Source organism: Pseudomonas donghuensis (assembly GCF_000259195.1).
Taxonomy (GTDB): Bacteria; Pseudomonadota; Gammaproteobacteria; order Pseudomonadales; family Pseudomonadaceae; genus Aquipseudomonas; species Aquipseudomonas donghuensis.
In genome coordinates, this window is sequence record NZ_JH650758.1 from 3562 (window position 1) to 29197 (window position 25636).

Annotated in this window: 29 protein-coding genes and 2 pseudogenes; 16 read left to right on the forward strand and 15 right to left on the reverse strand. The window is 62.9% G+C overall.

All coding sequences use genetic code 11. From position 1 onward, the window contains the following. The 3 genes from UW3_RS29250 to UW3_RS0104615 form a co-directional block, all read right to left on the reverse strand. The coding region (locus UW3_RS29250) for a YifB family Mg chelatase-like AAA ATPase (protein ID WP_010221115.1) at positions 1-912 on the reverse strand (912 nt) is incomplete at its 3' end. A 244-nt stretch (positions 913-1156) separates the two neighbouring features. Continuing rightward, entirely contained in the window at positions 1157-1510 is a 354-nt protein-coding gene (locus tag UW3_RS0104610; RefSeq protein ID WP_010221116.1) for a gamma-glutamylcyclotransferase family protein, read from the reverse strand. A gap of 7 nt (positions 1511-1517) precedes the next feature. Next, positions 1518-1781: an accessory factor UbiK family protein gene (locus tag UW3_RS0104615; protein WP_010221117.1), complete on the reverse strand. Its 264-nt coding sequence runs from the start codon at positions 1779-1781 to the stop codon at positions 1518-1520. 329 nt (positions 1782-2110) lie between these two features. On the opposite strand from UW3_RS0104615, the gene glnK reads away from it, so the two are divergent. The 3 genes from glnK to sutA all read left to right on the forward strand — a co-directional run bounded on the left by glnK (position 2111) and on the right by sutA (position 4611). Further along, positions 2111-2449 carry a P-II family nitrogen regulator gene (gene glnK / locus UW3_RS0104620; protein ID WP_002555808.1) on the forward strand — a complete coding sequence of 113 codons (339 nt, stop codon included), beginning with the start codon at positions 2111-2113 and terminating at the stop codon, positions 2447-2449. A gap of 43 nt (positions 2450-2492) precedes the next feature. Further along, on the forward strand, positions 2493-3824 hold the full coding sequence (locus UW3_RS0104625; protein WP_010221118.1) for an ammonium transporter: 1332 nt from the start codon (positions 2493-2495) through the stop codon (positions 3822-3824). Between the two features lie 463 nt (positions 3825-4287). Further along, the gene (gene sutA, locus UW3_RS0104630; protein ID WP_010221119.1) at positions 4288-4611 is read left to right on the forward strand and encodes a transcriptional regulator SutA; all 324 of its coding nucleotides are present in this window, start codon (positions 4288-4290) and stop codon (positions 4609-4611) included. Positions 4612-4759: 148 nt separating this feature from the next. Here sutA and UW3_RS0104635 read toward each other — a convergent pair whose 3' ends face one another. Genes UW3_RS0104635 through lptM form a run of 6 tightly spaced genes read right to left on the reverse strand, consistent with a single transcriptional unit; the run spans position 4760 to position 9331 of the window. Continuing rightward, positions 4760-5455, reverse strand: coding sequence for an HAD family hydrolase (locus UW3_RS0104635; RefSeq protein ID WP_010221120.1), 696 nt, complete (start codon positions 5453-5455; stop codon positions 4760-4762). Next, the gene (gene xerC, locus UW3_RS0104640) at positions 5452-6351 is read right to left on the reverse strand and encodes a tyrosine recombinase XerC (protein ID WP_010221121.1); all 900 of its coding nucleotides are present in this window, start codon (positions 6349-6351) and stop codon (positions 5452-5454) included. Before xerC ends, UW3_RS0104635 begins: the two co-directional genes overlap by 4 nt. Continuing rightward, positions 6351-7088 (reverse strand): DUF484 family protein, encoded by a 738-nt coding sequence (locus UW3_RS0104645; protein WP_010221122.1) that lies wholly within the window; start codon positions 7086-7088, stop codon positions 6351-6353. Before UW3_RS0104645 ends, xerC begins: the two co-directional genes overlap by 1 nt. A gap of 13 nt (positions 7089-7101) precedes the next feature. Next, positions 7102-7932 (reverse strand): diaminopimelate epimerase, encoded by an 831-nt coding sequence (gene dapF, locus UW3_RS0104650; protein ID WP_010221123.1) that lies wholly within the window; start codon positions 7930-7932, stop codon positions 7102-7104. A 4-nt stretch (positions 7933-7936) separates the two neighbouring features. After that, positions 7937-9184, reverse strand: coding sequence for a diaminopimelate decarboxylase (gene lysA, locus UW3_RS0104655; RefSeq protein ID WP_010221124.1), 1248 nt, complete (start codon positions 9182-9184; stop codon positions 7937-7939). Positions 9185-9193: 9 nt separating this feature from the next. Beyond that, positions 9194-9331: an LPS translocon maturation chaperone LptM gene (gene lptM, locus UW3_RS28065; RefSeq protein WP_010221125.1), complete on the reverse strand. Its 138-nt coding sequence runs from the start codon at positions 9329-9331 to the stop codon at positions 9194-9196. A 195-nt stretch (positions 9332-9526) separates the two neighbouring features. Between lptM and cyaY the strand changes: the two genes are divergently transcribed. The 3 genes from cyaY to rnk all read left to right on the forward strand — a co-directional run bounded on the left by cyaY (position 9527) and on the right by rnk (position 10633). Then, positions 9527-9859, forward strand: a complete 333-nt coding sequence (cyaY, locus tag UW3_RS0104665; protein ID WP_010221126.1) for an iron donor protein CyaY — start codon at positions 9527-9529, stop codon at positions 9857-9859. After that, on the forward strand, positions 9859-10080 hold the full coding sequence (locus UW3_RS0104670; RefSeq protein WP_010221127.1) for a DUF1289 domain-containing protein: 222 nt from the start codon (positions 9859-9861) through the stop codon (positions 10078-10080). The genes cyaY and UW3_RS0104670 overlap by 1 nt, the downstream gene beginning before the upstream one ends. 133 nt (positions 10081-10213) lie before the next feature. After that, complete coding sequence (gene rnk, locus UW3_RS0104675) at positions 10214-10633, forward strand: nucleoside diphosphate kinase regulator (RefSeq protein WP_010221128.1); 420 nt, start codon at positions 10214-10216, stop codon at positions 10631-10633. A 3-nt stretch (positions 10634-10636) separates the two neighbouring features. Here rnk and UW3_RS0104680 read toward each other — a convergent pair whose 3' ends face one another. From UW3_RS0104680 to UW3_RS0104690, 3 genes are all read right to left on the reverse strand, one after another. Next, entirely contained in the window at positions 10637-13483 is a 2847-nt protein-coding gene (locus UW3_RS0104680; RefSeq protein ID WP_010221129.1) for a class I adenylate cyclase, read from the reverse strand. Positions 13484-13641: 158 nt separating this feature from the next. Further along, positions 13642-13887, reverse strand: coding sequence for a TIGR02647 family protein (locus UW3_RS0104685; RefSeq protein ID WP_010221130.1), 246 nt, complete (start codon positions 13885-13887; stop codon positions 13642-13644). An 84-nt stretch (positions 13888-13971) separates the two neighbouring features. Further along, positions 13972-14256, reverse strand: coding sequence for a hypothetical protein (locus UW3_RS0104690; protein WP_010221131.1), 285 nt, complete (start codon positions 14254-14256; stop codon positions 13972-13974). Positions 14257-14402: 146 nt separating this feature from the next. Between UW3_RS0104690 and UW3_RS0104695 the strand changes: the two genes are divergently transcribed. Continuing rightward, the gene (locus UW3_RS0104695; RefSeq protein ID WP_010221132.1) at positions 14403-15065 is read left to right on the forward strand and encodes a glutathione S-transferase family protein; all 663 of its coding nucleotides are present in this window, start codon (positions 14403-14405) and stop codon (positions 15063-15065) included. Between the two features lie 55 nt (positions 15066-15120). Here UW3_RS0104695 and argH read toward each other — a convergent pair whose 3' ends face one another. Next, positions 15121-16515, reverse strand: coding sequence for an argininosuccinate lyase (gene argH / locus UW3_RS0104700; protein ID WP_010221133.1), 1395 nt, complete (start codon positions 16513-16515; stop codon positions 15121-15123). A 220-nt stretch (positions 16516-16735) separates the two neighbouring features. Here argH and UW3_RS28615 point away from each other — a divergent pair. The 8 genes and pseudogenes from UW3_RS28615 to UW3_RS0104735 form a co-directional block, all read left to right on the forward strand. Next, a pseudogene (locus tag UW3_RS28615) lies at positions 16736-16843 on the forward strand (sensor histidine kinase); the annotation flags it as partial. Further along, a complete protein-coding gene (locus UW3_RS0104705) occupies positions 16840-17586 on the forward strand; it encodes a LytR/AlgR family response regulator transcription factor (RefSeq protein WP_010221134.1) in 747 nt (248 codons plus the stop codon). The pseudogene UW3_RS28615 and the gene UW3_RS0104705, both read left to right, overlap by 4 nt. Before the next feature lie 121 nt (positions 17587-17707). Next, the gene (hemC, locus tag UW3_RS0104710; protein ID WP_010221135.1) at positions 17708-18649 is read left to right on the forward strand and encodes a hydroxymethylbilane synthase; all 942 of its coding nucleotides are present in this window, start codon (positions 17708-17710) and stop codon (positions 18647-18649) included. Then, positions 18646-19413, forward strand: a complete 768-nt coding sequence (locus UW3_RS0104715; RefSeq protein ID WP_010221136.1) for a uroporphyrinogen-III synthase — start codon at positions 18646-18648, stop codon at positions 19411-19413. Before hemC ends, UW3_RS0104715 begins: the two co-directional genes overlap by 4 nt. A gap of 46 nt (positions 19414-19459) precedes the next feature. Then, positions 19460-20551, forward strand: a complete 1092-nt coding sequence (locus UW3_RS0104720) for a uroporphyrinogen-III C-methyltransferase (RefSeq protein ID WP_010221137.1) — start codon at positions 19460-19462, stop codon at positions 20549-20551. After that, positions 20548-21786 (forward strand): heme biosynthesis protein HemY, encoded by a 1239-nt coding sequence (locus UW3_RS0104725; protein ID WP_010221138.1) that lies wholly within the window; start codon positions 20548-20550, stop codon positions 21784-21786. Before UW3_RS0104720 ends, UW3_RS0104725 begins: the two co-directional genes overlap by 4 nt. 217 nt (positions 21787-22003) lie before the next feature. Beyond that, a complete protein-coding gene (locus UW3_RS0104730) occupies positions 22004-22525 on the forward strand; it encodes a disulfide bond formation protein B (RefSeq protein ID WP_010221139.1) in 522 nt (173 codons plus the stop codon). A 225-nt stretch (positions 22526-22750) separates the two neighbouring features. Further along, on the forward strand, positions 22751-23221 hold the full coding sequence (locus UW3_RS0104735; RefSeq protein WP_010221140.1) for an Rsd/AlgQ family anti-sigma factor: 471 nt from the start codon (positions 22751-22753) through the stop codon (positions 23219-23221). A 15-nt stretch (positions 23222-23236) separates the two neighbouring features. Here the strand turns inward: UW3_RS0104735 and UW3_RS0104740 are convergent, their stop codons facing one another. Next, the gene (locus UW3_RS0104740) at positions 23237-23902 is read right to left on the reverse strand and encodes an FKBP-type peptidyl-prolyl cis-trans isomerase (protein WP_010221141.1); all 666 of its coding nucleotides are present in this window, start codon (positions 23900-23902) and stop codon (positions 23237-23239) included. Positions 23903-24128: 226 nt separating this feature from the next. Here UW3_RS0104740 and UW3_RS29045 point away from each other — a divergent pair. Beyond that, a pseudogene (locus UW3_RS29045) lies at positions 24129-25137 on the forward strand (AlgP family protein). Here UW3_RS29045 and UW3_RS28070 read toward each other — a convergent pair. After that, positions 25113-25595 (reverse strand): TIGR02444 family protein, encoded by a 483-nt coding sequence (locus UW3_RS28070; RefSeq protein WP_036994884.1) that lies wholly within the window; start codon positions 25593-25595, stop codon positions 25113-25115. The pseudogene UW3_RS29045 and the gene UW3_RS28070 sit on opposite strands and share 25 nt — an antisense overlap. Positions 25596-25636 lie beyond the last annotated feature (41 nt).

Consider the following 25636-nt stretch of genomic DNA (forward strand, 5'->3'; position numbering starts at 1 on the left):
TGGCAGCTCATCGAGAAACAGCACGCCGTGGTGGGCCAGGGTTATTTCCCCGGGCTGCGGTCGGCTGCCACCGCCGACCAGCGCAGCACCTGAGGCCGAATGGTGCGGGTGACGAAACGGCCGCTGCGGCCAGCTGCTCAGTGGTACATGGCTGGCCACCGACTGGATCGCCGCCACCTCCAGCGCTTCGCGTTCATCCAGCGGCGGCAGCAGGCCGGGCAGTCGGCTGGCGAGCAGGGTCTTGCCGGTGCCGGGAGGGCCGCTGAACAGCAGGTTGTGTGCGCCTGCGGCGGCGACCAGCAGCGCGCGCTTGGCAGCTTGCTGGCCCTGCACTTCGTTGAGGTCGGGGTAGGGGCGAATCTGCAGCAGCAAACCGTTGGCGGCGTAAGGGTTGAGCGGGGTCTGGCCGTTGAAGTGGGCGACCAGTTCCAACAGATGGCTGACTGCAAACACTACGAGCCCAGACGCCAGGCAGGCTTCCTCGGCATTTTCCTGCGGTACCACCAGGGCTCGGCCGGCCTCCCGTGCGGCCAATGCGGCGGGTAATACGCCTTGCACCGAGCGGATCGCCCCGGACAGCGCCAGTTCACCCAGGCACTCCACTTCGCCAAGCGCTGCAATCGGGAATTGGCCGTTGGCGGCGAGAATCCCCAGGGCGATGGCCAGGTCGAAGCGCCCGCCATCCTTGGGCAGGTCCGCTGGCGCGAGGTTGAGGGTGATGCGCCGGGCGGGGAATTCCAGGCCGGAATTGAGGATCGCGCTGCGCACCCGATCCTTGCTTTCTTTCACGGTCGCTTCCGGCAGGCCAACCAGGGTCAGCGCCGGCAGACCATTGGCCAGATGCGCTTCAACACTGACTGCCGGGGCCGAAACACCGACCTGGGCACGGCTGTGGACAAGGGCGAGGGACATGAACGCTCCATGATCTAGACGAGGCCGCGTCCTGCGGCTCTGCAAGCGTAGTGGGGTGGAGCGGATCGGGGCGGGGAAGAGTGAGTCAGGTTTTTACCGGCGTGTTTTTGCGAGCGCTTTGCGCTCGATCGCTGGCAAGGCCAGCTCCCACAGGTCCGGCGTACACAGCCCCCTTGTGGGAGCGGCGGGGCGAAGACTCGACTTGACCCGCGATGAGGCCAGCTCAGCCAGCCACGCCATGAGCTCAGGCGCGCACGTAAACCCAGGCCGTCAGGCCAGAGGCCAGGGTCACGGCGACCCGCTTGTAGTCGGCCACTTCATAGGCATCCGCCGCCGCAAGTTCCGCCTCGCTGATCTGCAAGACCATGCCGGCCACGCTGTCCTCGGCATTGCTGCTGGGGGTGACGATCGGGTGGTGGGTCTTGCCGCTGGTGGCCAGGACTTGCGGGTCGGTGATTTCCACCCAGGCCTGGCTGTAACCGAGCATCTGATCAGCCTGGCCGACCAGTTCGCGGCCGAAGTTGGCCAGCTGCACGGCTTTGTCTTGCAGGGTGCCGTAGGAGAACAACAGCACCGGATATTCAGCAGATGGCGTCATCGCAGGCTCACTCGGCGGCAGGCGGGTTCAGGCGTGCTTCCATTTCCGCGACCTTGGCTTCGAGCGCTTCAAGGCGGGCGCGGGTGCGGGCCAGGACGACCATCTGGCTGTCGAATTCTTCCCGGCTGACCAGTTCCAGTTTGCTGAAGCCGCTTTGCAGCAGGGCTTTGAACTGGCTTTCGATTTCGCTGCGAGGCTGCGAGGTATCACCGCTGAACAGGCGCGAGGCCTGGTCGCTCAGGGCATCAAGAAAGGCTTTGGGCGCGAGCATGTTCGGCTGTCCACAGTATGCAATGGGGCGCCAGTGTAACACGCAGTATTCGCGCCCCAATGCTGCACGCTTTTCGCGCATGGCGGCGAAACGCCGCGCACCGTTGTTGTGCATCAAAACGGTGCTGGCGACTGGCCAAGTCGGGCCGGGTAACGTAAGCCCCTGTAATTCTGGGCTTTAACCAATCTGGCAAGCTTTCTGCTAAGACCTTCATGACCCATGCACTGATGCAGTCACCATGACGACGCGTTACAAAGCCAGGCACTGCGCTTAGACTTGAGTCGGGTTTGTTTTCCTGGGGCAAGTCCACCAATTCGGGAGAGAGTTTCATGAAGCTAGTCACTGCCATCATCAAGCCGTTCAAGTTGGACGACGTGCGCGAGTCGTTGTCCGAAATCGGCGTGCAGGGCATCACTGTCACTGAAGTCAAAGGTTTCGGCCGGCAGAAAGGTCACACCGAGCTGTATCGCGGCGCTGAATATGTGGTCGATTTCCTGCCCAAGGTGAAGATCGACGTTGCTATCGACGACAAGGATCTGGACCGGGTCATCGAGGCGATCACCAAGGCGGCCAACACCGGCAAGATCGGTGACGGCAAGATTTTCGTGGTCAATCTGGAGCAGGCGATTCGCATCCGTACCGGCGAAACCGATACCGACGCGATCTAACAAAAAAGCCTCACCAAACCCCAACGCCCCAGGAGATAACAATATGACTCTGCGTCAGTTCGCAGGGCTAGGAGCCCTTTTGTCCCTCGTAATGCCCGGCCTGGCCCTGGCAGAGGAGGCAGCCCCCGTGCTCAACTCCGGCGACACCGCCTGGATGTTGACCGCCACAGCCCTGGTGCTGTTCATGACCATCCCTGGTCTGGCCCTGTTCTACGGCGGTATGGTGCGTTCCAAGAACGTGCTGTCGGTGATGATGCAGTGCTTTGCGATCACCGGCCTGATCAGCGTTCTGTGGGTGGTTTACGGCTATAGCCTGGCGTTCGATACCACGGGTATGGAGCAAGGCGTAGTCAATTTCAATTCCTTCGTTGGCGGTCTGTCCAAGGCGTTCCTTGCCGGCGTGACTCCGGCGAGCCTGACCTCTTCGGCGGCGCTGTTCCCTGAAGCGGTATTCATCACCTTCCAGATGACCTTCGCGATCATCACCCCGGCGCTGATCGTCGGAGCCTTTGCCGAGCGCATGAAGTTCTCGGCGATGCTGATCTTCATGGCCATCTGGTTCACCCTGGTCTATGCGCCGATCGCCCACATGGTCTGGAGCGGTAACGGCGGCCTGATGTGGGACTGGGGCGTGCTCGACTTTGCCGGCGGCACCGTGGTGCACATCAACGCCGGTATCGCCGGCCTGGTGGCCTGCCTGGTGCTGGGCAAGCGCAAGGGCTTCCCGACCACGCCGATGGCCCCGCACAACCTCGGTTACACGCTGATGGGCGCAGCCATGCTGTGGATCGGCTGGTTCGGCTTCAACGCAGGCTCCGCCGCCGCCGCCAACGGCACCGCCGGCATGGCCATGCTGGTCACCCAGATCGCTACCGCGGCAGCGGCACTGGGCTGGATGTTCGCCGAGTGGCTGACCCACGGTAAGCCCAGCGCACTGGGTATCGCCTCGGGCGTGGTAGCCGGTCTCGTGGCCATCACCCCGGCTGCCGGCACCGTCGGGCCGATGGGCGCCCTGGTGATCGGCCTGGTGGCGGGCGTGATCTGCTACTTCTGCGCCACCAGCCTCAAGCGCAAGCTCGGCTATGACGACTCGCTGGACGCCTTCGGCGTGCACGGCATCGGCGGTATCGTCGGTGCAATCCTCACCGGCGTGTTCGCAGCCCCGGCACTGGGCGGCTTCGGCACCGTCGAAGACATCGGCGCGCAAGTCTGGATTCAGGCCAAGGGCGTCGGCTTTACCGTGATCTACACCGCGATCGTCACGTACGTGATTCTCAAGGTGCTGGATCTGGTCATGGGCCTGCGGGTCAACGAAGAAGAAGAGTCGGTCGGTCTCGACCTGGCGCAACACAACGAGCGCGGCTACAACCTGTAACGTCCTCGAAAAAATCTTGCCCGGCTTGCCGGGCATTTTTTTGCCCGGATTTTGCCCGTTCGTTCAAGCGCAAACGGTTTCTTGCCGAGCTTTGATGGCTGCATGTGGCGTGGGTAGAAAACTTACAGCGTTCAGTGAAATTTAGGCACTTTGCTTTTTCTCTGAGCACGCTAGAATGCGCGCCGAAGGGTGCTGACGAGCTGTCCGCAAACTTCCATACCCTTTGCTAGGCTTGCCAATAAGCGAGTCGATCACGCCAGGGTATGCCGGCGCGTTAACGCGCCCGCTCTTTATTTGTACAGACCTCGCCCGTGACGTGGGGTTTGCCCGGTTCTCGCCATTCGTTGTGGCGCAACCACGGCCTGCGGCCAGTCCGCGGACCTTGAATTTTTTCTGGCAGCTGTCGATTTTCGACGTTGCTGGTCTATAACTAATCTGCTTTTCGCAAGTCATGAGGTAGAACATGAGCGACGACGATCTGGAAAATGACGACCTCGAAGTAGGCGACGAAGACGAAACTGATGACGGTCTGGAAGCGGCAGCCGATGATGTGGCTGACGACAGCGGCGACGACAGCCCGGCTCCCGTAGCCAAAGGCAAGAAGTCGGCGGCGGTCTCGGTCGACGAGATGCCGAGCATGGAAGCCAAGCAGAAGGAGCGTGATGCCCTGGCCAAGGCCATGGAAGAGTTTCTCTCCCGTGGTGGCAAGGTGCAGGAAGTGGAGGCCAACGTGGTCGCCGATCCGCCCAAGAAGCCGGACAACAAGTACGGTAGCCGCCCTATCTGAGTGGCCCCGTCAGCAAAAAAGCCCGCCGTCGCTGCGGGCTTTTTTGTGTCTGTAATGGTTGGATCGCCGAAATGTAGGAGCGGGCTTGCCCCGCGATGCGATGTGCGCTGACAGTCCGCAATCGCGGGTCAAGCCCGCTCCCACAGATTTAGCGCCAGCTGTTGAGCAGTTCAGGCAGCTGCGACAGGCGCTGGATCTCCGCGTCAGGGCGGTTCTCAGCCTCCCAGGTCTTACCCTGAGGGTTGAACCAGATCGCCCGCAGGCCGGCGCGCTGGGCCCCGGCAATGTCATCGCCGGGGTGATCGCCGATGTGTACCGCCGCATCAGCGTCGACTTCGCCCTGGCGCAGGGCCTCGAGGAAGGGTTGCGGGTCGGGCTTGCCTATCCCTAGGTCTTCGGCGCACAGGGCAAACTTGAAGTAATCGGCCAGGCCCAGGCGGCGCACATCGGCGTTGCCGTTGGTGACCACGCCCAGCGTGTAGCTGTGACGCAGGATCTCCAGCACCGGCTGCACTTCGGGGAAGATGTCGATCTGGTGGCGGGCGTGGAGGAACACCTCGAAGCCTTCGTTGGCCAGCTCACGGGCCTTGTTCTCGCTGTAGCCGACCTCTTCCAGGGCGCGGAACAGCACGCGCCGGCGCAAGGCGCTGATGCGGTGCTTGAGCCCAGGCTCAGCCTGCACCAGGCGCTCACGGATGGCGTACAGGTGCTCCACGGGTACTGCGCCAAGGTCCGGCGCATTGGCGGCCAGCCAGTCGCGCAGGATGGCCTCGGCGCTGACGATCACCGGCGCGGTGTCCCACAGGGTGTCGTCGAGGTCGAAGGTGATCAGCTTGATGCTCATGAGTCACTGCCCTTACTGCGTTTGGCCCGGGGGTGGGCGCTGTCATACACGGCGGCCAGGTGCTGGAAGTCCAGGTGAGTGTAGATCTGCGTGGTGGCGATGTCGGCATGGCCGAGCATCTCTTGTACGGCGCGCAGGTCCTGGGACGATTCCAGCAGATGGCTGGCGAAGGAGTGTCGCAACATGTGCGGGTGCAGGTTCTGGCCCAGCTCGCGGGCGCCAGCGGCCTGTACTCGCAGCTGAATGGCCCGTGGGCCGAGGCGCCGGCCCTGCTGGCTGACGAACACCGCGCCGTCCTGCGGGCCGCTGCCGGCGCGCAGGGGCAGCCATTGCTCCAGTGCCTCGCGGGCCTTGCGGCCGACCGGCAGCACGCGGGTCTTGCTGCCCTTGCCATGCACCTGTACCAGGCCGTCTGGCAGGTCAAGCTGATCGAGATTGAGGTTGGTCAGCTCCGACAGGCGCAGGCCGGAGGAGTAGAACAGCTCGAGCATGGCCTGGTCGCGGCGGGCGAGAAATTCATCTTCGACCGCGCCTTCCAGCAGTTGCAGGGCTCGGTCGGTGTCGAGGGTCTTGGGCAGGCGCCGCTCGCCCTTGGGCGCCGACAGGCCGTTGGCCGGATCGTGGCTGCAATGGCCTTCGCGGTTGAGGTAGCGGTAGAAACCACGCACTGCCGAAAGCAGGCGGGCAAGGCTGCGTGAAGACTGGCCCTGGTGATGCTGGCGGGCGATCAGTTGGCGCAGATGCTGGATCTGTAGCGCGTTCCAGCTGTCGATGCCGCTCTTGGCGCAGAACGCCAGGACACTCTCCAGGTCACGTCGGTAGGCCAGCTGGGTGTGTTCGGACACCTGGCGCTCGTTGCGCAAGTGCGCGCAGAAGGCCTCCAGCTGGCGCTCCACTAGCGCACCGGACGCAGGGTCTGGGTATGGCGCGGTACTACTCGGCCGAGCACTTCGGCGATGTAGCTGAGGAACAGGGTGCCGACCGTGCTCTTGTAATGCTGCGGGTCGCGGCTACCGATCGCCAGTACGCCGTGCAGGCCCTGATGATTGAGGGTGGCGACGGCGCTGGAGCCGACTTCCTTGCGCTGCTCTTCGCCGAACAGGAAGTCCAGCTCATGATCGCGCAGGTTACCGCTGACCGTCTTGCCGGCACACAACAGGCCGCCAATGGCTTGCTGGGCGTCGGCGCTGTTGACCCAGCGACCGACCGGCGCGGCGGTTTCACCGAACAGGATCAGGCTGACGAAGGGCACCTTGAACTCCTGGCGCAGGCTGTCTTCGACGGCCATGACCACGTTTTCCAGGCTGTCGGCATCGAGCAGGTCGAGGATCAGCCGGCGGGTCTTGTCGAACAGCCGGTCGTTGTCGCGGGCCACGTCCATCAGTTGCGAAAGGCGGTGACGCATCTCGATATTGCGGTCGCGCAGCAGCTTGAGCTGGCGCTCGACCAGCGACACGCTATCGCCACGCTGATGGGGGATGTGCAGCTCGCTGAGCAGCTCGTCGTGCTCGGCAAAGAACGTCGGGTTGTCGCGCAGGTAGGCAACCACGGCCTCAGCCCCGAGGGTGGGCGTCGAGCCCTCGGCACTAAGGTCGCAGGGCTGTTCGGCGGGAGCCTGGGGCTGATCGGTCATGGCTGGTACTCACTCATAGACGAACCTGTCCTTCAAACACGCGTACGGCGGGGCCGGTCATCAGCACCGGTGTGCCCGGGCCTGCCCATTCGATGGACAGGCGCCCACCCGGCAGGTCGATCAACAGCGGTGAGTCCATCCAGCCCTGGCTGATCGCCGCCACGGCTGCGGCGCAGGCGCCGGTTCCGCAGGCCTGGGTTTCGCCAGCGCCACGTTCCCACACCCGCAGTTGCGCGCGGTGGCGGTCGATGACCTGGATGAAGCCGACATTGACCCGCTGCGGGAAGCGCGGGTGATGTTCGATCTGCGGGCCCAGCTCGTGCACCGGGGCGGCGTTGATGTCGTCGACCCGCAGTACCGCATGGGGGTTGCCCATCGATACGGCGAAGAGTTCCACGTTGCGCCCGGCGACCTCGAGCGGGTAACTCAGGGCCTGGGCCGGCGCCTCGAACGGGATCTCGGCCGGCACCAGCCGCGGTGGGCCCATGTCGACGCTGATCTGCCCGTCGTTGCGCACGTCCAGCTCGATGATGCCGCCCTTGGTTTCGACGCGGATGCGTTTTTTCGCGGTCAGGCGCTTGTCCAGCACGAAGCGCGCAAAGCAGCGCGCACCGTTGCCGCACTGTTCGACCTCGGAGCCGTCGGCGTTGAAGATCCGGTAGCGAAAATCCACTTCCGGATTGCTTGGCGCCTCGACGATCAGCAGCTGGTCGAAGCCGATGCCGGTGTGGCGGTCGCCCCATTGCTTGGCGTGCTTGGGCAAAATGTGCGCATGCTGGCTGACCAGGTCGAGGACCATGAAGTCGTTGCCCAGCCCATGCATCTTGGTAAAACGCAGCAGCATGGGGTTACTCCGGCAGCAGGCTTTCGCCGGCGAACAACTCGGCCACGGTTTCGCGACGACGCACTTCGAAGGCCTGGTCACCATCGACCAGCACTTCGGCACAACGACCACGGGTGTTGTAGTTCGAGCTCATGACGAAACCATAGGCGCCCGCCGAGTGCACCGCCAGCAAATCGCCTTCGGCCAGGTTCAGTTCGCGCTCTTTGGCGAGGAAGTCGCCGGTTTCGCAGATCGGCCCGACGATGTCGTAGGTACGGCCTTCACCGGCACGCGGCTGCACGGCGGTGACGTTCATCCAGGCCTGGTACAGGGCTGGGCGGATCAGGTCATTCATCGCCGCATCGACGATGGCGAAATCCTTGTGCTCGGTGTGCTTGAGGTACTCGACCTGGGTCAGCAGCACGCCGGCGTTGGCAACGATGTAGCGGCCCGGCTCGAACACCAGGGCCAGGTCGCGATCACCGACCCGCTCGCGGATGGCCTTGATGTAGTCGCCGGCCAGTGGCGGCTCTTCGTCGCGATAGCGCACGCCGACGCCGCCACCCAGGTCCAGGTGGCGCAGGAGGATGCCGCAGTCGCCGAGGCGGTCGATCAGCGCCAGCAGGCGGTCGAGGGCATCGAGGAAGGGTTCCAGGGTGGTCAGCTGCGAGCCGATATGGCAGTCGACGCCGACCACTTCCAGGTTTGGCAGCTGCGCGGCGCGGATGTACACCTCTTCGGCATCGGCGATGGCGATACCGAACTTGTTTTCTTTCAGGCCCGTGGAGATGTACGGGTGGGTGCCGGCATCGACGTCCGGGTTGACCCGCAACGAAACCGGCGCGCGTACGCCCATTTCGGCAGCCACGACCTGCAGGCGTTCGAGCTCGTCGGTGGATTCGACGTTGAAGCAGTGCACGCCGACTTCCAGGGCGCGGCGCATGTCTTCACGGGTCTTGCCGACGCCGGAGAACACCACGCGATCGGCCCGACCGCCAGCGGCCAGGACACGCTCCAGCTCACCGCCGGAAACGATGTCGAAACCTGCACCCAGGCGGGCCAGCAGGTTCAGCACGCCGAGGTTGGAGTTGGCCTTGACGGCGAAGCACACCAGGTGCGAAACACCCTCCAGGGCATCGGCGTAGCTACGGTACTGGGCCTCGATGTGGGCGCGCGAGTAGACGTAGGTCGGCGTGCCGAAACGTTCGGCGATGGCCGACAGGGCCACGCCTTCCGCGAACAGTTCACCGTCGCGGTAGTTGAAAGCGTCCATGGGTTACCCTTACTGGTGCTTGTGCGATTGCGACTTTTGACCGTCTTTGCTGTCGTCTGGCAGGTACAGCGGGCCCTTCTGGCCGCAGGCGGAGACGAGGCAGGCAACCGCGACGAGCGCCGCGAGGGTGGAGATCAGGCGCTTCATGGCGTAATCCTTTGTAATATGCAGTATTGCGCCCGAGTATACCGAGCGCCCGGCCCCTTGCCTATGCAGGCAGCCCGCCGTCGGGCGGGGTGGTGGCTGCGCTGCCTGGCACAGGTCGGTATCCTTTGCATTCGGCGCGCCGCGCTCGTATCTTGCCCGGCTTGCGTGTGTGCAGACATTTTTGAGGTTCTTGCAATGAGTTTGACCGAAGCGCGTTTTCACGACCTGGTCGACGCGACCCAACAGGCGCTGGAAGACCTGTTCGACGAGACGGACCTGGATCTGGACATGGAGAACTCGGCAGGGGTCCTGACCATCAAGTTCGACAACGGCAGCCAACTGATCTTCAGTCGCCAGGAGCCGCTGCGCCAGCTGTGGCTGGCCGACAAATCCGGTGGTTTCCACTTCGACTACGATGAGTCGAGCGGCAAGTGGACCTGCGAAAAGACCGAAGAGCTGCTCGGTGAGATGCTTGAGCGCATCGTCTGGGAGCGGGTCGGTGAAAAGCTCGACTTCGACGAAATCTGATGAGCAGCGCAGCCAAGCCGGCCAAGCCGCTCTACAGCAATGTCAGCCCGGCAGTGCCGTCGCCGTGCATCAGCACCTGCCGGCTGGATGAGCACAAGGTCTGCATCGGTTGCTTTCGCCATGTCGAGGACATTCGCCAGTGGCGTGCGGCCGACGATGAGCAGCGCCGGCAGATCTGCCGTGAGGCGCTGGCGCGTCGCCAACTGGCCGGGTCGGCATAGACCCTGCGGGTATTGTGTATTTACTTGGCTGTGGTAGTGTCGAACCTGTTTCGGCTGTGCCGAATTCCTGCAAACCCCGCCCTTGGGCGGGGTTTTGCTTTATATCGCCCAGAAAAAGGAGTCTGACCGGATCATGAGCACCAAGCCTTCCATTATCGTCACCCGATTGGACGTACAGCGTCTCGAGCGTCTTATCGAAAGCCTCGATGAGAAGACGCAGGAGTCGCCGGGTGTGCTCGCCTTGCAGGACGAGCTGGACCGCGCCGAACAGGTCGGTCACGAGGAAGTTCCGGCCGGTGTCGTGACCATGAACTCCCGGGTTCATTGCCGCGAAGAAGCCAGCGGCAAGGACTACCACCTGACCCTGGTCTATCCCAAGGACGCCAACGCTGACGAAGGCAAGATCTCCATCCTCGCACCGATCGGCAGTGCACTGCTGGGCCTGTCGGTGGGCGAGAAGATCGACTGGCCGGCGCCGGGTGGCAAGACCCTCAAGCTCGAGCTGCTGGCAGTCGAGTACCAGCCAGAAGCGGCGGGCGACTTCGACCTCTGAGCCTTAAGCCTGCGCCAGGGCCTCGTTGAGCGCCCGCTCCAGTTCACCCTTGTAGCGCAGGTAGAGGATGCTTGAGCCAAGGCCGTCGGCCAGCAGGCCCGACAGGTCAAGGTCGGTGATATAGCAGCGGTAGCGCTCGGCCTCGCGGCGCTGATCGATGATCTCGCGGGCGACCACCGCATACAGTTGGTCGCCATGCTCGAGCTGGGAAAACTCCCGCTGATTGCAGTACAGCGTTACTTGTACGTCGTCGCTGGCGCCAGCTTGTAAAATTGCCTGCACTTCGTAGTACGGCCGGTCGATGGCCTTGACCTCGACCTGGCGCGCTTCCACCTGGCGGACCTTGCCAGGGCCTGACGGCAACAATTGGTAATAAAGAATATCCAGTGAGCCTTGGGCCTGCAGGCTGTCCAGGGGCAGCCGTGCTTCGCGGCGAAACACGATCGATTGCAAAAAGCGCTGCAGGGGCAGCAACAGGCTGTTTTCATCGTGGAACGGCAGGCGTTGCTGCCACAGGGCATTGTGCTCATCGAGCACGTAGACATCGGCGAAGGCCTCTTGCACCCGATAGAACAGTTGGATGCATTGCGGTTGGCCCAAGGGTAGTACCTGCGCCAGGTCCAGCTCCTGCAGGGCGTTGGCGTCCAGGTGCAGGGGGCTGTAATCGCTGCGTTCTTCGCCGAGGTAGCGCAGTACTGCGTCCTGATCGTCGAGGGTCACCAGGTTCACGGCGCCAGGGTGCAGCTCCAGCACATGGGTGTGCTGCTCAACCTGCAACAGGTAGCGATGGTTGAGGTTCTGCGCCAGCAGCCCCTGGGTGGTGGCGAATACGTCTTCGACCCGCAGGGCAATGGCCTGGGCACGGTTGTGGCAGAAGCAGCGCACCCGCAGCCGAGGGATGTGCTCGCTGCCCAGACCATTGAGGTAATCACGCAGGCAGCGCAACAGCGCATGTCCGCCGTCGTAGCGGTGCACCTGCACTTCGTTCCAGCTGTTGAGCGTGACCTGGTCGAGGGTCAGCACCAGGTTTTCGCGCACCCCGGCATAGCTCAGCGAGTCGGTGCGTTCGGTGGTCATCAGGATGTTCAGGTCGCGGTGGTGTTGCAGCGGGTCGACGCCGACGTTGACCAACAGCAGGATCTCGTCGGCCACACTGGGCTGCAGCAGGCGCTGTTCGCTGACCAGCGACAACGGCAGGGCGACGCTCTGTTGCAGGCTGCCGAGCAGGTTGAACAGCTCGTACTCGCTCAGGTCGCTGCTGCCCGGGTGCAGGGCCAGGCGCGTGCTGCTGTCGATCACGCCGTTGCGGTGGGCCCAGGTCAGCAGCTCAAGCAGCTCGCGGCAACGCTTGATCGGAGCAAAATGCTCCCACTCGTGTACGCCCAGGTTGCCGTTGTACAGGCCCCAGTGGTGTTGCCCGGGCTCCTTGCGGTTGGGTGACTGGACCAGGGTCAGGGTATCTTCGGCCAAGTCCGGGGCGATTCCCGGGTTGATGAACTCGACCTTGCCGGCGCGCCGTTCGAAAGCGGCATACAGGCGCCGGCCGAGCACGCTGAGGTCGCGCTGGTCGATGCGGCTGATGGCGTTCTGGCTGCGGGCAAACTGGCAGAGGAAGCGGTAGCTGTAGTTCAGCTCGGCCACCAGCTCGCGGCGCTCGAGCGCCACCTGGCGGACTTTCCACTGGCTGCGGCTGTCGAGCAGCGTCAGTTGACGCTCGTCCCAGCCCCATTCCCGGCTCAGCCGTTGCAGCAGCTCGCGCTGCCAACTGGTGCTGCGCGAGCGGGCCAGGCCGCTGAGCTTCTTGTTGACCTTCAGGTACAGGCTGCGCCGCACCAGCTCCAGCCGCTCACGTTCGCCCCGGCCTTGCAGGTACTGCTCGATGCGCCGGTAGACCATCATGTAGGGGTCGAGCTCGTCGAGGTCGAGGTGATTGCTGAACACCGCCTGCTTGAACTGCAGGCTCAGGCACTGCACCTGTGGGTGTTCACTGGCATAGACCTCGGTCAGCAGCAGCTTGAGCACCGACTTGTAGGGCGACTCAATGCCCTTGAACAGCTGCCAGAGACCGGCGCCGACGAACTCGCCTGGCGGGATGTGCGCCAGGTGGCCGAGGTCGAGGTTGTCTTCGGCACGCACGAAGCGTTTGCACAGCAGGGTCTCGATGTATTGCCGGTAGCGTGTTTCTTCGTAGACCGGTACCAGCCACCACAAGGGCGTGCGCCCGGCGAGCCAGATGGCGGTGCGGTAGAACTCGTCGAGCAGCAGGTAATGCTGGGTGGTGCCGCAGTCGTCGGAACTGAGCTGGCCGTCACGTTCGCCCTGGACGAAGCTCTGCGGCTCGATCAAGAACAGGTGGGCCTCGGCGCCCTGGCTGGCCGCCCAGATTTCCAGCAACAGGCACTTCTTGCGCAACTCCGCCAGCTCGCTTTCGCTGAGGTCGGCGGCGTGGCAGACCCAGACGTCCATGTCGCTTTGCTCGGCCTGGGCCAGGGTGCCCAGGCTGCCCATCAGGTACAGCCCATGAATCGGCTGGGGCGGGTTGCCGCGCCGGGCCTTGTACGAGAACGAGCGGGTCAGGCGCTGGGCTTCGGCCAGCAGTGGGGCATCAGGCTCGAAATTGGCGACGCCCGCCGGTGTGTTGCCGGATACATAACCGGGCAGCAGCGGGTGATTGACGTGCAAGAACAGCGGCAGCAGGGTCAGCACCTGCTGTTGCCGGCTAGACAGCCCGTCCATGGCCCGCCCCAGGCGCCCCTGGTTGAGCGTCAGAAAACGTTGGCGCAGCTGGCTGAGCACCTTGCGGTCAATGCCCTGATCGAGGTCGGGGCGAATTTCGTGGGGGTGGTTCATGGCGAGCTGAAACCGGCCGTCTAGGGAGCAATGGCGAGTTTAAGCTATTTTAATTTTGACGCCATTTTATTAGCGATGGTGTGGAGACGACCGATAGCAAGGCCAGCCCCCACTGTGGGAGCCGGCGTTGCCGGCGATGGACTGCAAGGCAGTCCCGATCAGGCAGGTTCGCCGACATTCAGAATGTTCAGCAACACCTGCACGTTCTCGGCAGCATCGTGACCAAGGCTGGTCAGGTAACCGCCATCGGGCTGGTCAGTGAGCTTTTTCTCGTACAGACGACGCGCTGCAGCGATTACCTCCTTGGAGGCAGTGTTATGAACCTTGATACCTTCCTGGCTGCTATCCAGGTTGAACAAGGCAAGGACTTCCAGCTCGGCAATCAGTTCGGGGGTAAACGACATAGAGACTCCGACTTCCAGACAAGGAGGGCAGCACCGTCGCCGGTGCCTGGTTTTGCAGTGTAGTCAGGGAAATCCTGCTTTGCTTCAGACCTTTTCCGGCGGCAGCTCGGGCAGGGCGCGCAAGGCGGTTTCGTACCATTCGGTGTTGAACGCGCGGTCGTCTTCGAGCATCGCGTCAATCTCGTAGGCCAGCACATGGGCCATGAGGTTGAGGATATCTTCACGCTCGTAACCCACCAGGGTCAACTTGTTGAACGTGGCTTTGGCCGCCGGCGGGTTGTCGCTTTCGATCTGGTTCTCGATCGCTTCGATCAGGGTCGACTCGGCGAACTCTTCTTCGTCGTTGTCGATATCGGTTGGTTCGCTCATGGGCGCTTTCCTCTTTTGGGGTGCCCAGTTTGCCACGAGCCGGGCACCGATGCCTTGCTATCGACAAACTCCATGATGCTGGTCAGTACCCGGCACTTGGGTCTATAACAACCCGGCCAACCCCTTTACGGCCTGGAGGCTGTTTCATGCTCAAGCTTCATGGATTTTCGGTCAGCAACTACTACAACATGGCCAAACTGGCGCTGCTGGAAAAGGGCGTGCCGTTTGAAGAAGTGCTGTTTTTCGGCGGCCAGAGCCCCGAAGCGCTGAAGCTCAGCCCGCGCGGCAAGGTGCCGGTGCTGGAGACCGAAGAGGGCTTTATCAGCGAAACCAACCTGATCCTCGACTACATCGAGCGGACCCAGCCGGGCAAGGCGCTATTGCCTGAAGGGGTTTTTGCCCAGGCCAAGGTGCACGAGCTGGCCAAGGAGATCGAGCTGTACATCGAGCTGCCTGCCCGCGCCTGCTACCCCGAAGCATTTTTCGGCGCACGGGTCGATGACGCCATCAAGGCCAAGGCCAAGGCCGAATTGCTGGCCGGTATCGCCACCCTCAAGCGCAATGGCAAGTTCAGCCCATTTGTGGCCGGCGACAGCCTGACCCTCGCCGACATACTGTTCTGCTTTAGCGTCGACCTGGCCTATGCCGTGGGCAAGAAGGTCTTCGCCATCGACGTGCTGGAAGACTTTCCGCAAGCGCGTGAGCTGTTGGAGCGCTTCAAGCACAACCCGAACGTGCAGAGAATTGCCGCCGACAAGGAAGCGCAGATGCCTGCTTTTCTGGAGATGGTGCGCTCAAGCAAGCCTTGAAGGCCAAGTGCTGCCACCCAGTCAGAACTGGCCGGGCAGCAGCACGCGACAGGGCTTAGCGCGCGGCGAGCAGCGCCTTGCCGCGGGCTACGGCAGCGCGTACTTGCGCAGGCGCAGTACCGCCGATGTGGTCACGGGCGTTGACTGACCCTTCGAGGGTCAGGACGGCGAACACGTCCTGTTCGATCTGGTCGCTGAACTGGCGCAGCTCGTCCAGGCTCATTTCCGCCAGGTCCTTGCCGGTATCGACACCGTACTTCACCGCATGGCCGACGATTTCATGGCAATCACGGAACGGCAGGCCACGGCGTACCAGGTAGTCGGCCAGGTCGGTGGCGGTGCTGAAGCCGCGCAGGGCTGCTTCACGCATGATGGCGTGACGCGGCTTGATCGCCGGGATCATGTCGGCAAAGGCGCGCAGCGAGTCGCGCAGGGTGTCGGCGGCGTCGAACAGCGGCTCCTTGTCTTCCTGGTTGTCCTTGTTGTAGGCCAGTGGCTGGCCTTTCATCAGGGTCAGCAGGCCGGTGAGGGCGCCGAACACGCGGCCGGTCTTGCCGCGCACCAGCTCCGGCACGTCCGGGTTCTTTTTCTGCGGCATGATCGAACTGCCGGTGCAGAAGCGATCAGGCAGGTCGATGAACTGGAACTGGGCGCTGGTCCACAGCACCAACTCTTCGGAGAAGCGCGACAGGTGCATCATCGCCACGCTGGCGGCCGCGCAGAATTCAATGGCGAAGTCGCGATCAGAGACACCGTCGAGCGAGTTGCCGGCTACTGCTTCGAAGCCCAGCAGCTGGCAGGTCAGTTCGCGGTCGATCGGGTAGGTGGTGCCGGCCAGTGCGGCGCTGCCCAGGGGCATGCGGTTGGTGCGCTTGCGGCAGTCGACCAGGCGCTCGTAGTCGCGGCTGAGCATTTCGAACCAGGCCAGCAGGTGGTGGCCGAAGGTCACCGGCTGGGCGGTCTGCAGGTGGGTGAAGCCGGGCATGACGGTTTCGGCTTCGCGCTCGGCCTGCTCCAGCAGGCCCTGCTGCAGGCGGGTGATCTCGGCCAGGATCAGGTCGATTTCGTCACGCAGCCACAGGCGGATATCGGTTGCGACCTGATCGTTGCGGCTGCGGCCGGTGTGCAGCTTTTTACCGGTGATGCCGATGCGGTCGGTCAGGCGTGCCTCGATGTTCATGTGCACGTCTTCAAGGTCGACGCGCCAGTCGAAGTTGCCGGCCTCGATGTCGCCCTGGATGGTCTTCAGGCCGTCGATGATGGTGTCGCGCTCGGCGTCGGTGAGGACGCCGACCTTCGCCAGCATGGTGGCGTGGGCGATCGAACCCATGATGTCGTGGCGGTACAGGCGCTGGTCGAAATTGACGGAGGCGGTGAAGCGGGCGACGAAGGCGTCGACGGGCTCACTGAAGCGGCCGCCCCAGGACTGATTGGTCTTGTCGGTGCTCATGGATTCACTCGTTGAAGGCGTGAACGGAAAAAGTGCTGCCGATCATAGCAGGATTGGCGGCCCTGCCGGAGTGCGGCGGTCGGCGTAAATGCGGGTTTATGTCGCAGCACAGGCCCGCGACAGCGCGCTTGCAACAGGATATTTATCGATTGAACGGCAGTGTTGCGGCAACCGTCTACAGTTGGACAGAGGCTCGGCATGTTTCCTGCCGGGCCAGTGAATCTTTAGCCATCGTGCGAGTCTGAGCGTGGATCGCCGTGACGGTCGTCACCTCACCTGTCTACGCTATCCTTGTGCGAGACTCACGCAGGAATCCAGCGCAATATGAATGTCCTGATCGTTGATGACGAACCCCAAGCCCGGGAACGCCTGAGCCGACTGCTCGGCGAACTGGAGGGCTATACTGTGCTGGAGCCCAGCGCCACCAATGGCGAAGAGGCTCTGGCCCTGATTGACAGCCTCAAGCCCGAGGTCGTCCTGCTCGACATCCGCATGCCGGGGCTCGATGGCCTGCAGGTCGCTGCGCGGCTGTGCGAGCGCGAAGCACCGCCTGCAGTGGTGTTTTGTACCGGTGACCATGAGTTCACCGTCGAATCGTTCAAGGACAGCACCTTGGGCTATGTGCTCAAGCCGGTGCAGCCCGATAGCCTGCGTGACGCCTTGAAAAGGGCCGAACGCCCCAACCGCGTGCAGTTGGCGGCGCTGACCCGGCCGGCGGCCGAGAGTGGCAGCGGGCCGCGCAGCCATATCAGTGCCCGCACGCGCAAAGGCATTGAATTGATCCCCCTCGACCAGGTGATCTATTTCATCGCCGATCATAAATACGTGACCCTGCGGCACGAATCTGGCGAAGTGCTGCTCGACGAGCCACTCAAGGCTCTGGAAGACGAGTTCGGCGAGCGTTTTGTCCGTATTCACCGTAACGCGCTGGTCGCCCGTAACCGCATCGAGCGCTTGCAACGCACGCCGCTTGGGCATTTCCAACTGTTTCTCAAGGGCCTCAATGGCGATGCCCTGATCGTCAGCCGCCGGCATGTGGCCGGTGTACGCAAGATGATGCAGCAACTGTAAGGGCGAGGACTATCGAGCAGTCGAGGGCCAGGGATGGTCGGCACCTAGCATGATTTAGATCTGCTAGCGGTCTGGACTGAGCTGTTATCATCGGGCGAATCTATCTCGTACGGATCGTTCCATGTCCACTCGCGAAATCCGCATTGCCACCCGCAAAAGTGCCCTGGCCCTGTGGCAGGCCGAATATGTCAAAGCCCGTCTGGAGCAGGCCCATCCTGGCCTGGTCGTGACCCTGGTGCCGATGGTCAGCCGTGGCGACAAGTTGCTCGACTCGCCGCTGTCGAAAATCGGCGGCAAGGGCCTGTTCGTCAAGGAACTGGAAACCGCGCTGCTGGAGAACCAGGCCGACATCGCCGTGCATTCGATGAAAGACGTGCCGATGGACTTCCCGGCAGGCCTGGGCCTGTTCTGCATCTGTGAACGCGAAGATCCGCGCGATGCCTTTGTTTCCAACACCTTTGACAGCCTCGAGGCGCTGCCGGCCGGCAGTATCGTCGGTACCTCCAGCCTGCGCCGCCAGGCCCAGTTGCTGAGCCGTCGCCCCGACCTCGAAATCCGCTTCTTGCGTGGCAACGTCAACACCCGCCTGGCCAAGCTCGATGCCGGTGAGTACGACGCCATCATCCTCGCCGCCGCCGGCCTGATCCGTCTGGGGTTTGAAGATCGCATCACCTCCAGTATCAGCGTTGACGACAGCCTGCCCGCAGGCGGCCAGGGCGCAGTGGGCATCGAGTGCCGCAGCGCCGACAGCGAAATCCATGCGCTGCTGGCTCCGTTGCATCACGTCGACACCGCAGACCGGGTTACTGCCGAGCGCGCCCTGAACAAGCACCTCAACGGTGGCTGCCAAGTACCGATTGCCTGTTATGCGGTGCTGGAAGGCGATCAGCTCTGGTTGCGCGGGCTGGTGGGCGAGCCCGCCGGTGGCAAGTTGCTCACCGCCCAGGCCCGCGCGCCGCGCAAGGATGCCGAAGCGCTTGGCATCAAGGTCGCCGAAGACCTGCTCGGGCAAGGTGCCGAGGAAATTCTCAAGGCGGTCTACGGCGAGGCCGGGCATCCGTGAGCCGCTGGCGCCTGCTGCTGACCCGGCCGGCAGAAGAATGCACGGCGCTGGCCCAGACGCTTGCCGAACAGGGGGTGTTCAGCAGCAGCCTGCCGTTGCTGGAAATCGAGCCGCTGGCGCTGACGCCAGCGCAGCTTGGCCAGGTGCAAACGCTCGATCAGTACTGCGCGGTGATTGTCGTCAGCAAGCCAGCTGCGCGCTTGGCTATAGAACAGCTGAATGTGCACTGGCCGCAGCCCCCCGCGCAGGCCTGGTTTACCGTCGGCGCAGCCACTGCGCAGATTCTTGACGACCATGGCCTCAATGTCAGTTATCCAGCCCAAGGCGACGACAGCGAAGCATTGCTGCAGCTGCCGGCGTTGAGCGAAGCGATCAGGCGCTCACAGCCACGGGTGTTGATCATCCGCGGCGAGGGGGGGCGTGAATTGCTCGCTGAGCGCTTGGCCGCATTGGGTGCCCGTGTCGATTACCTTGAGTTGTATCGCCGCTACCTGCCGCATTACCCTGAGGCCACCCTGGCCCGGCGTATTGCCGGGGAACGCCTGAATGGCCTGGTGGTCAGCAGTGGGCAGGGTTTTGAACACTTGCGCGAGCTGGCAGGTGCAGACTGGCCGCAGTTGGTGCAACTACCGTTGTTCGTGCCCAGCCCGCGGGTAGCGGAACTCGCCCGCGCCAGTGGCGCACAGAATGTAGTGGATTGCCGTGGTGCAAGCGCCGCGGCTTTGCTGGCAACATTGCAGGAAACTCCTGCACCAGCCCCCTAAGGCGCTAAGCTGATTGGCGACGTGCCGTAATGCAAAGGATGGATACGTGAGCGAAACTGTCTTGCCCAACGATGAACTGAAGGCCCCAGAGGCTCCTGCACAAACCCCCGTCGAACCGGCCAAGCGGTCCGGCAATGGTCTGGCAATCCTGGCCTTGCTGCTGGGCGCGGCAGGTGTCGCAGTTGGCGGGTGGGGCGTATGGCAGGTTCGCCAGCTCCAGAGCGCCGAGCAGGGCCAGGCACAGAACCTGCAGTCCCTGAGCGAGCAAACCCAGGCCCTGCAGCAGCGTGAACAGCAACTTTCTGCGCAGTTGGCCGTTCTGCCGCCCGCATCCGAACTGGAAGACCGTCGGCGTCTGGTCGCTCAACTGCAGGGTGACCAGCAACGCTTGAGCCAGCGCCTGGAGACCATCCTTGGCGCCAGCCGCAAGGACTGGCGCCTGGCCGAAGCCGAGCATCTGCTGCGCCTGGCCAGCCTGCGCTTGTCCGCCTTGCAGGACATCGTCAGCGCGCGTGAACTGGTCAAGGGCGCTGATGACATCCTCCGTGAACAGAGCGACCCGGGCTCCTTTGCCGCCCGTGAGCAACTGGCCAAGAGCCTGGCTACGCTCAACAGCGTCCAGCAGCCCGATCGCACCGGCTTGTTCCTGAAGCTCGCGGCCCAGCGTGAGCAAGTGCTGCAGCTCAGTGCCCAGACACCGGAATTCAACAGCGATGCCAATGCGCTGGGTGCCTTGACCGCCGATGGCGATGGCGCCAGTCGCTGGTCACAATGGTGGGCGGAGCTGTCCAAGTACTTCCAGATCGAATTTGACGCCGACGAAAACATCCGGCCATTGCTGGCGGGGCAGTCGCTCAACCAGTTGCGCCTGGCCCTGAGCCTGACCATCGAGCAAGCCCAGTGGGCCGCACTCAATGGCGAAGCCAAGGTGTACACCCAGGCCCTGGATGACGCCCGCAGTGTGCTGCTGGCCAACTTCAACGCCGACAACCCACAGAGCAAGGCCATGCTCGATAGCCTCAACGCGCTGGCTGAACAGCCGGTCGCGGTGGTGGTGCCGGACCTGGCGGACAGTATCAGTGCCGTTCAGGCCTACCTGGAACGCCGGCACTTGCCGGTCGAGGAGGCCAAGCCATGAGGCGCGTTTACCTGCTGGCGGTGGTGGCGATTATCGTTGCTGCCGGGCTCGGGATCGCGATTGCCAAGCACAGCGGCTATGTGCAGATCGCCTACGGCAGCTTTCGCTATCAATCGGGCCTGTGGGCAGCGCTGGCGGCCCTGACCGCGATTATCCTGGCCGTGCTGCTGGTGCGCTACCTGGTCGGCCTGGTGCTGACATCCGGCGGGGTGGTCAACCCCTGGTCGCGGCGTAATCGCAGCCGTCGCACCCAACTGGCCATCGAGCAGGGCCAACTGGACCTCGCCGAGGGCCGCTGGGCCAGTGCCCAGCGTCACCTGCACCGGGCTGCCGAAGCCGAGCGTCAACCCTTGCTGTATTACCTCGGTGCCGCGCGTGCAGCCAACGAACTGGGCCGAACCGAAGACAGCGACAACTTGCTCGAGCGCGCCCTGGAGCGTCAGCCCGAGGCGGAGCTGGCCATCGCCCTGAGTCACGCCCAGTTGCAGATGGACCGTGGTGACAGCGATGCGGCCCTGATTACCCTGCAGGCCATGCAAGAGCGCCATCCGCATAACGTTCAGGTACTGCGCCTGTTGCAGCGCCTGTATCGCGAGCGTGGCGACTGGTCGGCGCTGATTCGCCTGCTGCCGGAGCTACGCAAGGACAAGGTGCTGCCGGTGAGTGAACTGGCCGAGTTGGAGCGCCGAGCCTGGGGTGAGAACCTGAGCCTGGCCGCCAGCCGTGAAGGCGATGAACAGACAGCTCGTCAATCCCTTGAGCGCGCCTGGCAGCAGCTTACCGCTGCGCAGCGCCAGGAGCCGCAGTTGGTGCTGGCCTATGCCGAGCAACTGCGCCAGCTGGGTGCAGAGAGCGAAGCCGAACAGGCCCTGCGCACGGCGCTCAAGCGCCAGTACGAAAGCCATCTGGCTCGGCTTTATGGGCTGGTGCGCGGTGGCGACCTGGCACGGCAGCTGCAAACCGCAGAAGGCTGGCTCAAGGAACATCCCGACGATCCCAGTCTGCTCCTGACCCTGGGCCGGCTAAGCCTGCAGAATCGCCTTTGGGGCAAAGCGCGGGATTATCTGGAAAGCAGCCTGCGGGTGCAGCGCAATCCCGAAGCCTGTGCCGAACTTGCCCGGTTGTTGGCCAGCTTGGGTGATGCCGAACGCAGCAATCAGCTATTCCAGGAAGGCCTGGGTATGCTTGATCAGCGGTTGCTGGCGTTGCCACTGCCTGAGGCTGTTCGAGCTTGATGTACCCATGGGCGCACCGCAAATCGCGCGCTCATGGGCTTGAGTCATCTTTCTGCGCCTTGCTGGTAAATTTTCCTGCAAATTGCTAAGCATTTTTCTTGCGGCACTCGGGATGCTTCCCTTGTCGATCAGCGACTTGTCCCGACTGTCTTGCCTTGATACAAGCCGCGCCTTTCCTCTACCGTTATCGCCTGTCTATCCCGCTTCTGGACTCGCCATGCTGTTGGCCCGCTTGCGTACATTGTTCTTTCCGGCGTTGCTGGCATCGGTGCTGGTCCAGGCGGCCGCTTTCTATCTGGAGTTCGGCTTGGGCCTGGTACCATGCCCGTTGTGCTACAGCCAGCGCTTGTTTTTGGGGGCTTTTGCCTTGGTCTGCCTGTGTGCGTTGGTGCATTCGCCGGGGCGTCTCGGCACCCGCGTCTATGCCGCCCTGGCGCTGTTCTGTGCGACAGGCGGGGCATTGCTGGCGGCCCGGCATGTCTGGCTGCAGGGCAATCCGGCGTTGTCGAGCATCGAGTGCCAGCCGGCTTTCGATTACGTGATCGAGAGCATGCCCATGGTCCAGGTGATCAAGGTGATGGTGATCGGCAGTGCTGACTGCGTGCCAATCAACTGGAGCTTCCTGGACCTTACCCTGCCCGAGTGGAGCCTGTTGTCCTTCGTGTTGCTGGCGACTTTGCCGATCGTTCGCCTGCTCGGTCGCGGCTGCCCGCTGTTCAGTCGGGCAGGTAAAAGCTGAGGCGGTTTTTTAACGGTGCAAGCGACCGACGGCAAAGAATGGTCGGATTAAACGCTTGTATGAACATTGTCGTCTGCGTACCTTGAAGGCAAGGGCGCACGGGAATAATCTCCCTGCACGCATACCGAAAACACAGCTGCTCGATGCCGCTCTGCTGACTTCACCTTTGCTCTGCACATTTGCGGCGCGGGGGCAGGGGCATTACCCAGAAGGGAAGAGATCGCCATGCTAGATAGTTGTCAGAATGCTCAGGAACGCTGGGGTGGGGTTCATAAGCTCATTGACCGCTGGTTGGACGAGCGTGCAGAGCTGGTGAAGGCTTTCCGCGAGCTGCGTGATGCCAAGCCGGCCTTTGCCGACAAGGACAAGAGCCGGGACTTCTGTGCGGTGCTGATCGACTACGTGTCAGCCTGGCATTTTGAAGTGAGCGAGCAACTGGTCAGCGAAGCCAAGGCGTTTGGCGACACTCGCGGGCTGGAGCTGGCCAAGCAGATCAGCCCTCGCATCGACGCCATCACCGAAATCGCTTCGGCGTTCAACGATCATTGCGACAAGGGCAACTGTAACGACCCTGAACGTTTCGCGGAAAAGCTAGGCAAGCTCGGCAGCTTGTTGCACGAGCGTTTCGAGCTCGAAGACTGCCTGATCGAAGTGCTGCACACCGCGCACAGCGAAGAAGGCGCGGTCCAGGCCTGACGGTGCTGCCGACCCTCAGTCGGCAACCCCGAGCAACTCGATTTCGAACACCAGTGGCGTATAGGGCGCAATCAGGTCGCCCGCGCCTTCGGCGCCGTAAGCCTGCGCCGAAGGGATCACCAGTCGCCACTTAGATCCTGTCGCCATCTGCGGCAATGCGACTTGCCATCCCTCGATCACACTGTCCAGATTGAACCATTGCGCTTGCTGGTTCTGATCGAACACTGTGCCATCCGGCAACTTGCCAACATAGCGAACCTGGACTTTGCCACCCGCTTTGGGCTTGCTTCCAGTCCCGGCCTGCAACTCGCTGACGAGTATGCCTTCGGCCAGTTCGCGCACTCCGGCTTTAGCCCGTTCAGTGGCCAAGAACCGTTTTTCCGCTGTCAGCAATTGCTCGGTCTGTGCTTGAACCGCAGCGTCGTTGGCCTGGGCATCATGTTCGCCGAGTATTGTCGTCATGCGCTCTTTGCTCAGTGCCAATGGCTTGTTCTGATAAGCCTGGCGCAACCCTTCAATCAAGGCGTCGAGTTGCAGGTCGGGCACTTCCGTACGCAGACGCTCACCCAGGCTGGCGCCCAGGCTGTACGCCAGGTCATGGTCGCTGGCAGGTTTAGTTTCAGGCGCTGCAATTAACGAGGTCGGCAATAGCAACAGGGTAAGGATTAGATAGCGCGGCACAGGCTCGCTCCTGCTTCAGAGGAAATAAAGTATGCCAGCCTTCGCTCGTCACTTCGTGTAAATATCAGCAACACTTTGTGCAGCATCTACACTTGTTTCCAGCTGCAGCGATAACAACTTTGCCCAGGCATGCAACGCGGCGCATTTAATACTGTCAACATGCCCTAGCGGCGGTAGCAGCAGAAGCATAGTATGAGCCGCAATCTCGTCAGCCAGGAGGTAAACCATGTCGGCCAATAAGAAGCCAGTAAGTACGCCGTTGCACCTGCTCCAGCAACTCTCGGGCAGCCTGCTCGATCATTTGGAAAATGCCTGCTCGCAAGCGCTGGCTGATGCTGAAAAACTGCTCGCCAAGTTGGAAAAACAACGGGGCAAGGCGCAGGAAAAACTGCACAAGTCCCGGCTGAAACTGCAGGACGCGGCCAAGGCTGGCAAAGCCAAGGCACAGAACAAGGCCAAGTCGGCTGTGGGCGAACTGGAAAAGTTGCTCGACGAGTTGAAAGACCGTCAATCGCAAACGCGCACCTACATCCTGCAACTCAAGCGTGATGCCCAGGAAAGCCTGAAGCTGGCCCAGGGCGTTGGCAAGGTCAAGGAAGCTGCCGCCAAGGCGCTGACCCTGCGTTCGGCCAAACCTGCCGCCGCCGCTGCGGCCAAGCCCGCCGCCAAACCAGCGGCCAAGACGCCGGCCAAAGCAGCGAGCAAACCTGCTGCCAAGCCAGCGGCCAAGCCCGCTGCTAAAGCTGCCGCTAAACCTGTGGCCAAGCCTGCGGTTAAAGCTGCCGCCAAACCAGCTGCCAAAGCACCCGCCCGTACCGCTGCCGCCAAACCTGCTGCCGCCAAGCCTGTGGCCAAGCCTGCTGCCAAAGCACCTGCCAAGCCTGCTGCCAAAGCGCCTGCCAAACCAGCCGCTAAAACTGCAGCGGCAAAACCTGCAGCCAAGCCTGCGGCCAAACCGGCAGCAGCGAAAGCGCCAGCCAAACCAGCGGCCAAACCTGCTGCGGCAAAACCCGCTGCCAAGCCAGCGGCCAAGCCTGCTGCTGCGAAAGCGCCGGCCAAACCTGCTGCAAAACCTGCAGCCAAGCCAGCCGCTGCCAAACCAGCGCAGCCAGCCGCCGCCAAACCTGCGACTCCAGCAGCACCGGCAGCCCCCGGCAGCCCCAGCCGCTGCCCCGTCGCCTGCACCAGCAGCTTCGGCAGCACCGGCTACTCAGACCCCGTCTTCGGCGTCCTGAGTCGTCAGCATCACGACGCGCAGCGCGTGCAGCGCGTCGTGATGCGCACCGGCGCCTTTGGGTGCCAGCCAGCTTATCCAGTCCAATCCCGTTTCGGGCGTCGCTGCCCAGTCCTTGCAAATACCCTCGAGACGCTCCAGCAGGACGCGTTCAGCCGCTAACTCCAAGCCTTTGACCTGCTCACGCAGACCCGCTAATTGCGCGTCTTGGGAAGCCTTGTCGCGCCAGGCCTGGCGCAGCGTGCGTAACGGTTTCACCACATCGGTTTGCCAGGCATCGGCCAATTCAGCGAGCTGTCGTGCCCGCTGTTCGTTCGGGGCTATGCCGCGCGCACTGAGCCACATGCCGCACAGCAGCAGGCAGACGTCGCCACCCAGGTCCTGCCATTGCAGGCAGGCAGCCTCCACGCCTGGTCGGGCGTAAAGTTGCAGGGCAAAATTCCACAGGTCGGTGTGCATGGTCCCACTCGCGCCAGTTGCCGACGAAGCTGGTAGACTCC